Source organism: Rhodoferax sp. ZS1R8 (assembly GCF_056521325.1).
The window spans coordinates 602566-618145 of sequence record NZ_JBWMBA010000001.1; the positions used below are offsets into that span (position 1 = coordinate 602566).

General features: G+C 58.1%; 15 protein-coding genes. 6 read left to right on the forward strand and 9 right to left on the reverse strand.

The window, feature by feature from the left end:
* Positions 1-106 precede the first annotated feature (106 nt).
* From AC097P_RS02825 to AC097P_RS02850, 6 genes are all read right to left on the reverse strand, one after another.
* A complete protein-coding gene (locus tag AC097P_RS02825; protein WP_479608837.1) occupies positions 107-1105 on the reverse strand; it encodes an oligopeptide/dipeptide ABC transporter ATP-binding protein in 999 nt (332 codons plus the stop codon).
* Positions 1102-2118: an oligopeptide/dipeptide ABC transporter ATP-binding protein gene (locus AC097P_RS02830; protein ID WP_479608838.1), complete on the reverse strand. Its 1017-nt coding sequence runs from the start codon at positions 2116-2118 to the stop codon at positions 1102-1104. The genes AC097P_RS02825 and AC097P_RS02830 overlap by 4 nt, the downstream gene beginning before the upstream one ends.
* Positions 2119-2123: 5 nt before the next feature.
* Positions 2124-3053, reverse strand: coding sequence for an ABC transporter permease subunit (locus AC097P_RS02835; protein WP_479608839.1), 930 nt, complete (start codon positions 3051-3053; stop codon positions 2124-2126).
* A 7-nt stretch (positions 3054-3060) separates the two neighbouring features.
* Positions 3061-3981: an oligopeptide ABC transporter permease OppB gene (gene oppB / locus AC097P_RS02840; RefSeq protein ID WP_479608840.1), complete on the reverse strand. Its 921-nt coding sequence runs from the start codon at positions 3979-3981 to the stop codon at positions 3061-3063.
* A gap of 12 nt (positions 3982-3993) precedes the next feature.
* Positions 3994-5604 (reverse strand): peptide ABC transporter substrate-binding protein, encoded by a 1611-nt coding sequence (locus AC097P_RS02845; protein ID WP_479608841.1) that lies wholly within the window; start codon positions 5602-5604, stop codon positions 3994-3996.
* 445 nt (positions 5605-6049) lie between these two features.
* On the reverse strand, positions 6050-6307 hold the full coding sequence (locus AC097P_RS02850; RefSeq protein WP_479608842.1) for a hypothetical protein: 258 nt from the start codon (positions 6305-6307) through the stop codon (positions 6050-6052).
* Between AC097P_RS02850 and AC097P_RS02855 the strand changes: the two genes are divergently transcribed.
* The 4 genes from AC097P_RS02855 to AC097P_RS02870 are packed head-to-tail and all read left to right on the forward strand — an operon-like array spanning position 6296 to position 11826.
* Positions 6296-8125 carry an ABC transporter substrate-binding protein gene (locus tag AC097P_RS02855; protein WP_479608843.1) on the forward strand — a complete coding sequence of 610 codons (1830 nt, stop codon included), beginning with the start codon at positions 6296-6298 and terminating at the stop codon, positions 8123-8125. The genes AC097P_RS02850 and AC097P_RS02855 overlap by 12 nt on opposite strands.
* Before the next feature lie 18 nt (positions 8126-8143).
* Entirely contained in the window at positions 8144-9082 is a 939-nt protein-coding gene (locus AC097P_RS02860) for an ABC transporter permease (RefSeq protein ID WP_479608844.1), read from the forward strand.
* Between the two features lie 9 nt (positions 9083-9091).
* Complete coding sequence (locus AC097P_RS02865; protein WP_479608845.1) at positions 9092-10123, forward strand: ABC transporter permease; 1032 nt, start codon at positions 9092-9094, stop codon at positions 10121-10123.
* Between the two features lie 17 nt (positions 10124-10140).
* The gene (locus AC097P_RS02870; RefSeq protein WP_479608846.1) at positions 10141-11826 is read left to right on the forward strand and encodes an ABC transporter ATP-binding protein; all 1686 of its coding nucleotides are present in this window, start codon (positions 10141-10143) and stop codon (positions 11824-11826) included.
* A 457-nt stretch (positions 11827-12283) separates the two neighbouring features.
* Here the strand turns inward: AC097P_RS02870 and AC097P_RS02875 are convergent, their stop codons facing one another.
* On the reverse strand, positions 12284-12550 hold the full coding sequence (locus AC097P_RS02875) for a hypothetical protein (RefSeq protein ID WP_479608847.1): 267 nt from the start codon (positions 12548-12550) through the stop codon (positions 12284-12286).
* Positions 12551-12837: 287 nt separating this feature from the next.
* On the opposite strand from AC097P_RS02875, the gene AC097P_RS02880 reads away from it, so the two are divergent.
* Complete coding sequence (locus AC097P_RS02880; RefSeq protein ID WP_479608848.1) at positions 12838-13230, forward strand: hypothetical protein; 393 nt, start codon at positions 12838-12840, stop codon at positions 13228-13230.
* Between the two features lie 103 nt (positions 13231-13333).
* Positions 13334-13699: a helix-turn-helix domain-containing protein gene (locus AC097P_RS02885; RefSeq protein WP_479609460.1), complete on the forward strand. Its 366-nt coding sequence runs from the start codon at positions 13334-13336 to the stop codon at positions 13697-13699.
* A gap of 42 nt (positions 13700-13741) precedes the next feature.
* Here the strand turns inward: AC097P_RS02885 and AC097P_RS02890 are convergent, their stop codons facing one another.
* On the reverse strand, positions 13742-14599 hold the full coding sequence (locus AC097P_RS02890; RefSeq protein WP_479609461.1) for a lysophospholipid acyltransferase family protein: 858 nt from the start codon (positions 14597-14599) through the stop codon (positions 13742-13744).
* Between the two features lie 100 nt (positions 14600-14699).
* Positions 14700-15542, reverse strand: a complete 843-nt coding sequence (locus tag AC097P_RS02895; RefSeq protein ID WP_479608849.1) for a LytR/AlgR family response regulator transcription factor — start codon at positions 15540-15542, stop codon at positions 14700-14702.
* Positions 15543-15580: the final 38 nt, after the last annotated feature.

The following is a 15580-nucleotide window of genomic DNA, read 5'->3' on the forward strand; positions in this document are numbered from 1 at the left end:
CCCTCTTGCACGAAGCGCAATAGGCACTTTGACACGGCCCAAATTCAAGCGCTTTTTGCTACCGATATGCCCCTATGCACCAGCTGTGGGCACAACAATGGCGCACTTACTCCAAAATGCAGGCGCTCAACGATTGCGGGGCAACTGCGCGCAGCGGGGGGATAGCCAGCGCGCACTCTGAAATGGCCTTAGGGCAACGAGTACGGAACACGCAGCCGCTGGGCTGGTTGATCGGCGATGGCAAGTCCCCTTGCAGCAATTGCAGGGTCTTACCGCGTTCGATTCGGGGGTCCGGTATCGGGATAGCAGCCAGCAGGGCCTGCGTGTAAGGGTGGTGGGGCGTGTCGTACAACGGGTGCTTGTGCGCTATCTCCATGGCACGGCCCAGGTACATCACCATGACGCGCTGGCTGATGTGTTTGACCACAGCCAGATCGTGCGCGATAAACACCAGAGCCAGACCCATCTCGGCCTGCAATTCTTTCAGCAGGTTGATGATCTGTGCCTGAATCGATACGTCGAGTGCAGAGACCGGCTCGTCACAGATTACGACTTGAGGCTTCAGTATCAGCGCGCGGGCAATACCGATGCGCTGGCACTGGCCGCCCGAAAACTCATGCGGATAGCGGTTGATCTGCTGGGCAGTCAAACCTACGCGCAGCATCATCGCCAGTACGCGTTCGTTGTGTTCTGCACTGCTCAATTCCGGGCAGTGGGTACGCAGCGGTTCACCAATGATTTGTGCCACGGTCATGCGCGGGTCCAGCGATGCGAGCGGATCCTGAAAGATCATCTGCACAGCCTTGCGCTTGCTCTGCCAAGCGGCGTCACTGGCACCGCGCATTTCATCGCCATGCCAGACCACGCTGCCATCGGTTATCGGCACCAGATTGAGCAGCGCGCGGGCCAGCGTGGACTTGCCGCAACCCGACTCGCCGACGATGCCCAGTGTTTCTCCGGCGCGCAGCTCAAACGATACACCGTCTACGGCCTTCAGGGCACGCGTTGGTGACCAGGGCCACGCCCCCGCGCCCCGTATCGGGAAGTGGACCCTGAGGTCCTTGACCGACAACAGTGGGGCAGATGAAGTTTGTGCGGCGCTCATGCAGCCACTCCTTGCTGAATGTGCAGGCGTTGCCGGTTGGCAGTAACCTCTTCCATGCTGAGATGACAAGCACGCAGCACGTGGGTGTCATGCGCAGCAGGCGCAAGCGCCGGCCGCACCGAACCGCACTGCGGCAGCGCCATCACACAGCGCTCGGTGAACGGACAACCCGCAGGCAGCTTCGCCATATTGGGTGGCGCACCGGGGATCGCGAGCATGGGTGTATCGCCGGCTTCCAGACGCGGCACTGCGGCCAGCAAACCGGCCGTGTAGGGGTGAGACGGCTTGTAGAAAATAGCCTCTGCACTCCCTTGCTCCATAACCTGACCGCCGTACAACACCATGACCTGGTCGCACAGGCCGGCAACCACGCCTAGGTCATGCGTGATCATGACGATAGCCGTACCGAAATCGCGCTGCAGCTCCCGCATCAGCATAAGGATCTGCGCCTGCACTGTGACATCTAACGCGGTGGTCGGCTCGTCGGCAATCAGCACATCGGGCTCGCACAGCAGCGACATGGCAATCATCACGCGTTGACGCATGCCACCGGAAAACTCGTGCGGATACATCGTGATCCGCCGTGCAGCCTCTGGCATCTTGACTGCGTCCAGCGCCTGCACGGCTCTGACGCGCGCGTCTTTGCGGCTCATACCTTTATGGAACTCCAACACCTCGGTCATCTGCCGCTCAATCGTCAAGTACGGATTAAGCGATGTCATTGGGTCCTGGAAAATCATCGCCACGCGGTTCCCGCGGATGCGGTTCAGGTCCGCTGTCGGTATGCTGATCAGGTCTTGTCCCTGGTACAAAACCTGGCCCGTAGCCTTGCCATTGATGGCGAGCAAGCCCATCATGGCCAACATCGATTGGCTCTTGCCCGAGCCGCTCTCACCCACGATGCCCAGCGTCTCGCCGCGGTTCAGCGTGAAGTTGATTCCGTTGACGGCGCTGACCACCCCGTCGGGAGTTTGAAACTGCACTCCCAGTTGTTTGACGTCCAATAAATGCATGGTTCTTAACGTTCCTTGGGGTCCAGCGCGTCACGCAAACCATCACCAATAAAATTAAAACAGTACAGCGTGGTCGACAGCAGGGCCGCGGGGAACAACAAGATCCACGGCGTCGCCTCCATCGTCTTGGCGCCATCCTGTATCAGCACGCCCCAGCTGGTCATCGGCTCTTGAATGCCCAGGCCCAAGAAGGACAGCACCGACTCGGTCAGTATCACCCCCGGCACCGTCACCGTCGTGTAAATCACCACCACGCCCAGCAGATTCGGCACGATATGGCTGAAGATGATGCGGGGCGTCGACACGCCAATGGCTCGGGCCGCTTCAACATATTCGCGCGAGCGCAGCGACAACGTCTGCCCACGAACAACACGCGCCATGTCCATCCACGAAAACACGGTAATGGTCAGAACCACGAGATAAAACTCACGGCCCAGAATCGTCACCAGCAGAATAGCGATCAGCAGATAGGGGATGGCGTACATCATGTCAACGATGCGCATCATGAAGGCATCGACCTTGCCGCCCATAAATCCGGCGGTGGCGCCCCACACAATGCCCAGTGTCACCGACGAGATCGTAGCCAGCAGTCCGACCGTCAGCGACACGCGTCCGCCGATCAGGCAGCGCACCAACAGGTCACGGCCCGCATCGTCGGTGCCCCAAAAATGGGAGTTGACCATGCTTGGGGGGAAGCTCATCGCCTCCCAGTCGGCGCTGTCAAAGGCATGGGGCAAAACCCATGGGCCGACAACACAGGACAGGCAAATAACCGTTAGGACAATCAGACTGATGATGGCGGCCTTGTTGCGCAAAAAGCGCCGGCGTGCGTCCGACCATAGGCTGCGACCATCATTCAGCACAGGAACTTTGAGTATGGAAGGGTCAGGTACTGTGCCGGTCGTCACACCAGATGTTTTATGGGAAGTCAGCATAGCGAGCTCAATAACGAATCTTGGGGTCCAACCAGGCGTAGGCCAGGTCAACCAACAGATTCAAGGTCACGGTCAGCACCGTGATCAGCACCACCAGGCCCAACACCAGCGTGTAGTCGCGGTTGCCCGCGCCATTCACAATCAGTTTTCCCAGGCCTGGCAACGAAAACACGGTCTCTGTCACAAGCGCCGACGTAATAGACGAAATAGCGAGAGGACCAAGCACAGACACCACGGGCAGCAGCGCGGGTTTGAGCGCATGGCGCAGCACCACGACGCGGGTAGGCAAGCCTTTGGCGCGTGCAGTGCGTATGAAATTACTGTGCATGACCTCGATCAGGCTGCCGCGCATCACGCGGCCAATGGTTGACACATTGATGATGGTCAACAGCGCGATGGGCAGCACCATAAAGCGGGGTTCAAACGCGTTCCAGCCGCCCGCCGGCAGCCACTTCAACGCAATGGCGAAAATAATGATCATGACCGGCCCCAACACAAAGCTGGGAACCGCGCTGCCCAAATTGCCCAGCAGCATGACGAAGTGGTCCACCACACTGTTCTGCCGCAGCGCCGCAAAAATCCCCAAGCCGACGCCGATGAACACGGACAACAACATGGCAATTCCGCCAATGCCCAGCGACACCGGCAACGCGGCCGCTACCAGGTCATTGACGGTCCAGTCGGCGTAGCGGAACGATGCGCCCAAGTCCCCCTGCAGCAGGCCCTTCCAGTACAGAAGGTACTGCTGCCACAGCGGCAGGTCGAGATGGTATTTGGCTTCCAGATTAGCCAAGACGGCCGCAGACACCTTGCGGTCGCTGTCAAATGGACCGCCTGGCGTGGCGTGCAACAGAAGATAACAGACCGTCACCACGACGAAAACGGTCGGGATCGCCGCCAAAATGCGGCGCAGGGTGTAAGACCACATCGCTCAGGCCTCTCAGTGCTTGATGATGTAAAAGTCTTTGCTGCGGTAGTGGTCCTGCGGGTTCAGCTCAGAATAGCCGCCGACGTACGACTTGATAAGACGGGGCAACGAATACTGCAACAAGGGGATGATGGGATAGTCGTCCAGGATCATCTTGGAGGCCTGGGTCAGCATTGCCTTGCGCTTGCCTGCATCCGTCAGCTGGTTGCCTTTCTGGATCAGCGCTTCGGCTTCGCGGTTGCAATGGAAATTGGTGTTCTGATCGGAATCACAACGCACCAACGCCAGGAAGCTTGTGGCATCGTTGTAGTCGGCCAGCCAGCCATTGCGAGCCAACTGGAACGCGCCATCGTGGCGTTTTTTGGCCAACACTTTGAATTCCATGGTTTCGGTGTCCATGACGATGCCAAGCTTGGTTTTCCACTCCGAGGCCACGAACACGGCCATCTTCTTGTGGTACTCGCTGGTGTTGTACGAGAAGCTGTATTTGGTGCCGGGTTTTACACCGGCTTGCTCCAGCAATTTCTTGGCCTCGGCAACACGCTTTTCCATCGGCCAGGTGGCCCATTCGTAAGGCGTGGGGTCCGCACCGACCACACCATTGACGATCAGGCTGTAGGCGGGAGCCTGCCCGTCCGCGGTGACGCGCTTGGACAGAATGTCACGGTCGATGACCATAGACAAGGCCTTGCGCACGCGCACGTCCTTGAATGCCGGATCTTTGGTCTGGTAATCGTAATACCGCACGCCGATGATGGCCTGGTTGCGCAGTTCCTTGGGGTATTGCGCCTTGTATTTGTCAAACACGCCTGGCGGTAGCTGGTAAACGTAGTCGGTCTCGCCCGACTCCCACAGCTTCACATCGGCAAACTGGTCTTCAATGGGCAGATACGTCACCTTGGCGAGTTGCACGTTGGCCGCATCCCAATACTGGGGGTTCTTCTCGACCACGATGCGGTTATTGACCTGCCATTCCTTCAGCACAAACGCGCCGTTGCCCACCATATTGCCGGGCTTGACCCAGTCCTTGCCCCACTTTTCAACGGTGGCTTTGTGGATCGGTGCCAGCTGGGTATTGGTCAACAGCTCCGGCAAGAACGCGGTAGGGTCCTGCGTCTTGATTTCCAAGGTGTGCTTATCCAGTGCCTTTACGCCAACTTCGCTCGTCGGCTTCTTGCCCTGCGCAACCTCCAGGCCGTTCAACAGGAAGACGCCAAATGTGGCAGCGTAAGGCGACGCAGTCTTGGGATCCACAAAACGGCGGATGCCGTAGACAAAATCCTCGGCGGTTATGGGATCGCCGTTAGAGAATTTCGCGTTGGTCCGCAGCTTGAAAACCCACGTGGTGGGGTTGGTCTGCTTCCAGCTCTCGGCAACGCCCGGCACGGTTTTGCCGGTGGTGTCGGTCGCGGTAAGGCCTTCGAACAGGTCACGCAGGATTTGGTTGGCGGGCACGGTTTCGGCTACGGCCGGGTCCATGCTCTCAGGCTCGGAGCCATTGCTGCGAACGAAATTCTGGGTGGGATGCAGCTGCGTCCCAGGGGGAATGGTGGCGGCCAGGCTGGGGCCGGACAATGCCAAAACCAAGGCCGATACGGCCGTCAGTGCTATGCGTGAATGCATGGTGTTCCTAAACATTTGAGGCGGGCGTGGCGGTTCGTTGTGCGAATGTCAGCCCGGCCTCCCGGGTTGCAGATAAGCATGGGAGGAAAATGCAGCATTGTAGGTGCTGCCCCGACACCGACTCACCAGCGGCTGGTGGGGTAAACCCTCAATTTCGTTGGCGACTCGCAGGTGTCTGGGTCGGTTCGATAGCGATTTCGTCGAAGGAACCAATGATCAGGGAGTTGGCCTTTGGCAACCGCGAAAGCCACGCTTTTTGCAATCGTGACTTTCTCTGGAAGTCCGTGCAGTAGCCGGATAGAGCGGCGAATGCAGTCGCGGTCGCTTGAGGGGCTTGGGCAGTTCGCCTATCATCGCCGTCTTACCATCCCTGTCATACCATCATCCTTGCCCCGAGGTTGTGGCGACGGAACCTAAAATTAGGCGGCTAGTTATCGTTTCCGATTTAACTCCTTGCAATATAAGAATCCAGAATATGCCCGCCGTTTGCATTGAATTGTTGCACCATGGCGATCACATGATCGATGATATTGATGCAGCCAATGAGCGATTTATTGGCGCAATCAATGTGACTTCCTTGGTTTTTGCGCCACACCGGCAACATCCAAAAATCAGGCGGCAGCTTGAGTTGGTTAAGCTCGTGCTTTTGACGTGGAACCGGAACGTTGAAATTTATTGAGACGATCTTCCAATGAAACTCCAAGACATTAAACTTATTTGCCTCTTGGCCTATGGCCTTGTCATATTCTCCGCGCCCTCGGCCTTCGCTGCTTCCAGCGCCGACCTGAACAAGACTCTGCGTTATTACTTCCGCGCTGCCGAATCCGCGTTCGATCCGGTTAAATACTCGGACCACTATTCCAACACCATCGTGTTGCAAATTTTCGAGGCACTTTACGACTACGATTACCTAGCCCGTCCGATGAAACTGCGGCCCAAGACTGCGGCCGCGCTGCCAGATATGTCGCCAGATGGAAAAACCTTCATCATCAAGCTGAAGCCCGGTATCTATTTTGCCGACGACCCAACATTTGGGGGCAAAAAGCGTGAGTTGGTCGCGCAAGACTACGTATATTCCCTGCAACGTTTGGTCGATACGAACAACCGAGGCGCACCGTGGGACTTCATGCTTAAGGGCAAGGTCATTGGCCTTGATCCCAAGATCGAAGCGGGCACCAAAACCAATAAATTTGATTATGACCAACCGATTGAGGGGTTGAAGGCACTGGACAAATACACGCTCCAGATCAAACTGATCAAACCCGACTTCAATATGCCTTACATACTGGCGGCACCCGCTACCAGCGCGGTAGCGCGTGAGGTGATGGAGAAATACGGTGAAGATGCTGAGGCGCACCCAGTTGGCACTGGCCCTTACAAATTGCGCTCGTGGCAACGGCGCAATCGAATCGTGCTGGAGGCGAACCCTGCCTTCCGTGGTGAGATCTACACGCCCGAGCCTGGTACGACAGGCATGGACCCGACAATATTGAAAGAGCTAGAAGGCAAAACCTTCCCGCGCATCGGTGTGATCGACATCCGCATCATAGAAACCCCACAATCCGCATGGCTCTCCTTCAACGATGGTGGACTGGATATTGGCGCTGAGATCGGTGTGAACTACGCCTCCACCGTGGCACCTGGGAATAAGCTCGCGCCGAAATACGCACAGCGTGGCTGGCAGTATTTCCGGGAAGTATCGCCATCCATTCAAGTCAAGATGTTCAATATGGATGACCCAGTGGTGGGTGGGTACACACCGGAGAGAGTGGCGCTGCGCCGCGCCTTCGTAATGGCTTTCAATACTGCCAAGAATATCTGGATATTAAAGAACGGTCAGGCGGTTGAGGCCAATTCGCCGATCCCTCCGCCCATCATCGGATACGACCCGAACTTCGTAAACGAACTGGGGGCCTACGACCCGGCCAAGGCCAATTCCATGTTGGACGTTTTTGGCTACAAAGACTGCGACGGCGATGGTTGGCGTGAGGCGCCCGGCTGTAAGCCTCTAAACATTGCCTACCTGACATCGATAGGTAGTGATTCGCGCGATGACGAGGAGCTGGTCCAGAAATCCTGGGCGGCAATCAAGATTCGCAGTAGCGTGAAGAAAGTGCAGTTTCCGGACTTGATCAGTGCTCGCAACAATGGTCAGTATCAACAATCGGTATTCGTGTGGAGTGCAGACTACCCGGATGCTGAGAACTTCATGCAGCTGCTCTATGGCCCGAATTCCGGTCCAGCCAATAACGCCCGCTTCAAGCTCGATGCATTTGACAGACTGTATGGCGAGATAGCTACCATGGCAGAGTCTCCAGAACGCGACGAAAAGTTGCGCCAGATGAGCCGGCTGACCGCCGCTTACGCCCCGTGGGCCTACGAGTTCCACACCGCGTTCACCTATCTGGCGCATCCCTGGGTGCTGGGCTATCGACCCCACCCCGACCAATTCGCCCATTTCATGTACGTGGACATCGACCTCGACAAGCGCGCGGCGGCCCTCGGCACACAGCCGCACTGACCGACCTGGGAGCAACCTATGGCCTATTTGATTCGTCGCCTTTGGCAGATGATCCCCACCTTGTTGGGGGTGATCCTGCTGGTATTTGTAATTTTTAACGTGTTCGGGGCCGACCCTAGTACGGTCCTTGCTGGCAAATTTGCCAATAAGGAAAAGATCGAGACCATCCGCCAATCTCTTGGCCTTTCGGAGCCATGGTGGGTCCAGTTGCAGATCTTCCTCAGGCAGGTAGTGACCTTCGACTACGGCCGTAGCTGGAGCACCAACGAACCGGTCACGAGCCTCTTGCTGCAACGCGCGCCGGTCACGCTCACCATCATGCTGCAGGTATGGGTGCTGGATGCACTGATTTCGATCTTGCTTGCCATGTGGGTAGCCTACCGCCGCGGCTCGCTGACCGATCGCAGTGTGGTGGCGATCTGCACCGCCGCCATGTCGATCAGCCTGTTGCTGTACGTGGTCGTCGGGCAGTACGTGTTCGGCAGTGTGCTGGGCTGGTTTCCGGTCAGCGGGTGGGCACCGGGCGATTTGCTGACCAATCTGGTGCGCTATGCCCCGCTGCCAGTCATATTGATTTTGATGGTCTCGGTGGCACCCAGCCTGCGTCTGTATCGTTCTTTCGTCGTAGAAGAAACCAACCAGGATTACGTGCGTACTGCACGCGCCAAGGGAGCGAGCGAGCACCGCGTGATGCTGGTGCATGTGTTGCGCAACGCTCTGGTTCCTATCGTCACCAACGTTGGCATGCAATTGCCAGGCCTGTTGGTGGGCTCCTTCCTGATCGAAAAGGTGTTCTCAATTCCCGGCCTCGGAAGCGAAATCGTCACGGCGGTATCGAACAACGACTTCCCTGTGATTAAAGCCATTACGGTGTATACCGCCATGATCACCATGGCGGCAAATCTGCTGGTCGATCTTTTGTATAAGCGCCTCGACCCGCGCGTCGAGTTCAAATAAGGAGGCGCCATGGCAGAGAAAAATCAATCGACAGGCTATTGGCAGGCGGCGGGCAAGCGTTTGTGGGAAAACCGATTGGCCAAAGTTTGTATCGCCATCTTGGTGCTTTATTTCGGTTTGGCTCTGGGGTCCGCCCTGGGCTGGATAGCCAAAGACTGGGGTCACGAAGTCGGCGTTTCCTACGCCAACCCGAGTTTCATGGCCAATCGCGATAACCCGGAAGGTGCGAATAGCGCGAAGGTCAACGTCGCCGTAACCATCGATGCACAATCGCGCGCCATCGATCCGCTGGCACCCTACTACGACAAGATCGATGCAGGGGCCAAGCAATATGAAGCCGCCCAGGCGCCCCTCAAATGGTCGTTGCCACTGGGTGGCGACAAATGGGGCCGTGACGTGTTGTCCAAGGTGATCAAGGGTGGCGAGGTGTCAATGACGGTTGGTGTGCTTGCCGCCTTGCTGGCGGTGGTAATCGGTACCGCGCTCGGTGCCATCGGCGGCTATTTCGGCCGTGCCGTCGGCGATGTACTTGAATGGTTTTACAGCATCTTCACCGCTGTGCCGTATTTCTTGCTGGTGTTGGCCATTTCGGGCGCACTCAATACCAGGGGCATCACCACCGTCATCGTGGTGCTGGGCCTTACCGGCTGGACTGGCGTGTACCGGCTGGTCCGTGCTGAGTACATCAAACAGCGCAGCCGCGAATATGTAGAGGCGGCGAATGCGATTGGTGCGAGCCATATGCGCATGATGTTCGGCCACATCCTTCCCAACGTCAGCCATCTGACACTGGTGCAGTTGTCCCAGCTCGTTATCGATTTCATCAAGGCGGAAGTGGTGTTGTCTTTCCTCGGCTTCGGAGTGCCGACCAATTCGATCTCCTGGGGTGTGATGATCAATGAAGTGATGGTGGAACTGGTACTTGGCAAATGGTGGCAGCTCGCCACGGTCGCCATCATCATGTCCACTTTCGTGGTTGCATTCGGTCTCTTTACCGATCTGCTACGTGATGCGCTAGACCCGAAAGCGAGCCGTCGATGAACAACGGAACCCCGACCATGCATTCAGACAATCTGCTTGAAATCGACACACTGCGTGTGACCTTCCGCCTGGGTCAAAACAAGCGCTTTGAGGCGCTCAAGGGCGTGAGCTTCAATATTTCTCGGAATAGTGTGGTGGCGCTAGTCGGCGAATCCGGCTCTGGCAAATCCGTGTGTGCCATGGCGATCATGGATTTGTTGCCCCGCACCAACACTGAAATCGAAACCCACAGCCGACTGGTGTTCGAAGGCCGTGACCTACTGAAGATGAGCGAGCGCGAACGCCGCCAACTGTGCGGCAAAGACATCTCGATGATCTTCCAGGATGCGATGACCTCGCTCAACCCGGTCTACAGGGTGGGCGATCAGATCGTAGAGATCTTGCGTCTACACAAGCCCATGTCGCGCCATGAAGCCAAGCTTCGGGCGATTGAACTGCTGCGCGAAGTCGGCATTCCCGACCCTGAAGATCGCATTCGCAGCTTTCCTCACCAGATGTCCGGCGGCCAGCAGCAGCGGGTGATGATCGCCATGGCGATTGCCTGTGAACCTAAGCTCTTGATCGCCGATGAGCCGACCACGGCGCTGGATGTGACCATCCAGAAACAAATCATCGAGCTTTTGCTCAAGTTGCGCGAAACGCACGGCATGAGTGTGCTGTTCATCACCCACGATCTGGAACTGGTGCGCGAGATCGCCGACCACGTGGTGGTCATGTACCGCGGTGAGATCAAGGAGCAGGGCGCGGCGGCGCAAATTTTCAGCGCACCGGCGGATCCCTATACCCGTGCATTACTGGCCTGTCGCCCAAGCATCGACCATCGCCCGATGCGCCTGCCGGTGGTTGAGGACTTCCTGCAAGGGCGTGAGAACGAGCTGCCACAAGGTGAACGTTCCCGGGGCGTCAGTCCGGCTGACCCCATCGTGCTGGAAGTGAAGGGCTTACATAAAACATTCCGAATGCGCCATGGCCTGTTTGGGCACCGTGACGTAGATGCGGTGAAGTCGGTGTCTTTCAAGCTGGCCAAGGGCAAGACGCTCGGCATTGTTGGGGAGTCGGGCTCGGGCAAGACCACGCTCGGCAAGACTTTGCTGCGCCTTTATTCCTGTGAAGGCGGCAAGGTCTTGTTTGAAGGCAAGGATCTGATGGGCCTTACCAACAAGGAATTTCAGCCCTACAAGCGACGCATACAGATCATCTTCCAAAACCCTTACGCGAGCTTGAACCCTCGCTTTACCGTGGGCGACATCCTACTCGAACCGATGCGCATCCACGGCATCGGTGCGAATGACAAAGAGCGGGTCGCCATGACGCAGACGCTGCTCAAGCGTGTCGATATGCCGGAAGGCGCGTTCCATAAATATCCACATGAGTTCTCCGGTGGCCAGCGCCAGCGCATCAGCATCGCCCGGGCGCTGACCATGAAACCGGAAATTTTGGTGTGTGATGAGTCGGTATCCGCGCTGGATGTCTCCGTGCAGGCGCAGGTGCTGAACCTGTTGCAGGAGTTACAAGAAGAGTTCGGACTGAGCTACCTGTTCATTTCGCACGACCTGTCGGTGGTCAAATACATCTCCGACGAGGTGCTGGTGATGCACCATGGCGAGATGGTCGAGTATGGCAACGCGGACGAGCTATACCGCAACCCGCAACATCCCTACACCCGCAAGCTGCTGAGCGCAATTCCGGGTCAACGTGCTTAAGGGACATGGCGTCTGAAGCGGCTCTCCCCCGAAGAGTTATAGGCAAAATTGATCGCCAGCCCTCGTGGAATATACGGGTGTCGCTATCAATACCGAAGCAGGCATCTAGCCTGTTGGATGCAGGCCGTGCATTTTTGTGTGTGTCCGACAGCCCGGCGCGGTCGAAATTTCTGGGCTGTTCGCCCAATCGAATGATGCGGTCACGGAAGTCAACCATTGACAACGTGATGTGACTCCTTCAAGCCTAGGGCGTGACCCGCGTGTAGTGGATTCGCCACTGACGCTCCCAGGGAACTCCGCCATCGATCGTGCTTTCCCAATCCCAGTTAAATCTATCGGCCGCAATTTTGTACACCACCATGCGCTGTGCACGACGTTGCGCGCCCTCGGTTTCCCAGTCGGTCCTACACATGCGTCGACTGCCCTCGGTAGTTGCGCGAAAGGCGAAGAAACCGCCCTAGTTGTCGGCCCATGACTGGCGCCATGTGCCACTAATCTTCTCCAAAACCGAAGGCGAGCGGCCCAAAAGACGAGTCTCTTTGGAGCCCTGGGCTTCTTCAAAAGACTCCTCAATGACTGAGCCTTGGAGGATCTTGGCGATGCGGTTGCGCCCTCGCCCCTCGGTTCCGTCGGGGAGCGTCCAGCGCGCCGTCCAGTCCCCTACCCAGAAGTCGAACAGGGCGGGGCTTTGCGCAGGTGCGGTTGGTGAGCTTGGTGCAGCCAATGCGGCTGATGCAACGGCTGTTGGCGTTTGTGCATGGGCCAACGGCAGCCAGCACGCGGACCGCAACGCAGATTATTGTGGACATTCTTTGCATAACGATCACCTTTTGTACATCAACAGATTGGATAAAATGACCACCCACGTCCGGGCAAACCCCGCCTGAGGTCGAGGCTAAGCCGAGGGTGAGGCCGAGGTTGGGGAGAGCGTCGGCTATTGTCAAAACTGTTGCGCCGCGATAGTGCAGAGCCTGTTAGGCTCCAAATTCCTACGCTTACCGTGCTGCATCCATGGTCCTGAACGACTTCCCCGACGTGGCGCCCAGGCTCCTGACGGCTTCCGACCGCGCCTTCCGGGCGGTTTTGTATGCCCGCTGGGGCAAGGAAAGCGCCGTGGTGCTGGTCTGTGCCCAACGTGCCGAGTTTGCGCCGTTCACACAAAGTCTCTCCGTAAAGCGAAGTTGGTGTGGGCCTGAGGACTACGTGGCCGATCGCCACCGTCAGCGCGTCGACGATGCGCACTTTCTCGTGCTCAACGCCGGGCAGACCTATGGGTCAGTGATTCAAAGCCCCACGCCGGTGCACAGTCTGGCGGTGTTCTTCCGCCCCGGGATGGCCGAAGAGTACACCGTATCGCAGCGTATGACCCACACCGAATTTCGCCGAGCATTTACGTCCCTGTGATCTCGGCGTCGACGCTTGTCTGCTGCACATACGTGACGCAGTGACCGCTGGCCAAACTGACACTTTGTGGCCAGAGGAGCAACTGCAAAACCTTGTGCAAGCCATGCAACGTTGGGAGCAACGCGCGCTTGCATTGCAAACGTCCAGCCGCAGCAACTACCTGGAGCTGCAAAAGCGCGTGAATACGGTGACGGACTACCGGCTAAGTCACGCCTGTGATGCCATTGATCTGGACCAAGTGGCGAAGGCTGCGCATTTGTCCAAATACCATTTGGTTCGGGTATTTCAAACCGTACATGGGAAGACACCTTTTGAATTTCTAACCCAGGTACGTATGCGGCGAGCAAGCCAACTCATAGCGGCCGGACAGCACACATTAGACCAAGTTGCCCACCTCTGCGGCCTTGGGACACGCTTTACCCTCTACCGGCAGTTGCAAAAGCGCAGCCCAGCGCGCCTGACTCGATGACCGCAACCTACACCACTCATTATTATCTTGAGAGCAAGTCCCCTACGCTTCGCCGCCGGGCTGCTTATAGCGGGCGTATGACCACAGGTATTGCCCCGGGCAGCGGCGAATCAGGCTTTCCACCGCAGCGTTGATGGCCGCTGCAGCTGCCTCAGGGCTGGCGGTGGCATCACGTAGTTCCGCCGCCTCGACCGGCTCAAAATGCATCACATACCCCTTGCCAGGGGGCAACCGTTCGCACCAGGTCAGCAAGACCTGGGCGCCGGTCTGTTGGGCCAGCCGCGACAACAGTGTCATGGTGTAAGCCGGGCGTCCAAAGAAGGGTGCCCAGGCACCCTGGCCCAGTGGCGGTACCTGGTCGGGCAGGATGCCGGTGTAACCGCCCTCGCGCAAAACCCGGATCAAACTCCGAACGCCAGACATGCTGGTTGGCACCGCTTTCAGGCCAGGCCGGTCGCGTGAACTGGCAATCAGCGGTACCAGCCAGGCCTTGCGTGCGGGGCGGTAGAGCGCGACCAATGGGCCGCGCGTCGGCCCATAACGCTCAGCCACACATTGGGCAATCATTTCCCAGCAGCCGATGTGTGGGGCCAGAAAAATCGCGCCTTTGCCGGCATCCAAGGCCGCTTCAAAGTGGTGGGCACCCTCCCATTGGATCAGGTGGAGCACACCTTGTGCCTTGGGACGGTGCCATAACCACGGCAACTCTGCCACCATGGTTCCAATGGCGGCAACGGCCGGGCGGTACTGCGATTTTGTAAATCCCGCTGCCTGAGCCTGCTCTTCAAGACGACGGCGGTAGGAGCCCGAGACCAGCCACACTACCCAACCCAGCAATGCGCCCACACGTTGCATGAACGGCAGGGGAAGGTGGCCCAGCAGGCGAAACAGACGAATCAGGGACATAGACGTTGGCAGGCTTCAAGCGGGCCTGGGCGGTGGGCAAGTTCAATGGGACAAGGTCTGATTGTCGCCGAGCGCGAAACCGCAGGCGTAGCTATCACATCGCCTTGAACAAACCGGTGTAGCTGCGACTCACTTCCAGCTTTTCGTTGCTGCCCCGCACGCTGACCAATTGGCGCCCGCGTTCGTCGCGGCTCACGCCGGCCACGGCCTTGATGTTGACCAGCGTGGAGCGGTGGATCTGCCAGAACTGCTGCATGTCCAGCTCCTCCACCAGCTCTTTGATGGGCTTGCGGATCAGGGCTTCCACGGTAGCCGTCTGCACTCGGGTGTATTTTTCATCGGACACGAAGAACAGCACGTCTTCCACCGGGATCATCTGGATGGCTTGGCGCACCGTGGCCTGTATCCATTGCAGCTTGGCCGGCCCTTTGGGGTTGAGCTGGCCAGCCAACTTTTGCAGCAGTTGCTGCATGTCTGGCGTGTGGGCCGGCAAGGGCGCCGACAGATCATCCATTCCGTTGGTAGTAGCCTGGGCGGCGGCGCGCTCTGCCATGCGCTGGCGAATGCGTGCCACCGTCACGGTCAGGCGCTCGCGCTCGGCAGGTTTCAGCACGTAGTCGACGACCCCTTGTTCAAACGCCTGCACCGCGTACTGGTCATAGGCGGTGATGAACACGATCTCGCAGCCGGGCCAACCGTCCGCCTCGTCAAACGTGGGCAGCTGGGCGATTTGCCGCGCCGCGTCCACCCCGGTCAGCACTGGCATGCGGATGTCCAGGAACACGATGTCGGGGCGGTGCTGCTCGGTCAGCGCGACGGCCTCCTGGCCGTTCTTGGCCTCGGCCACGATCTCCAGCTCAGGCCATACCTCCAGCAGCCGGGCACTTAGCTGCTCGCGCATCAGGCGTTCGTCATCGGCAATCAGGGCGCGTGTCATGTGTTCATTCCATCCATGCAAAAAATCGTTTCTTATCC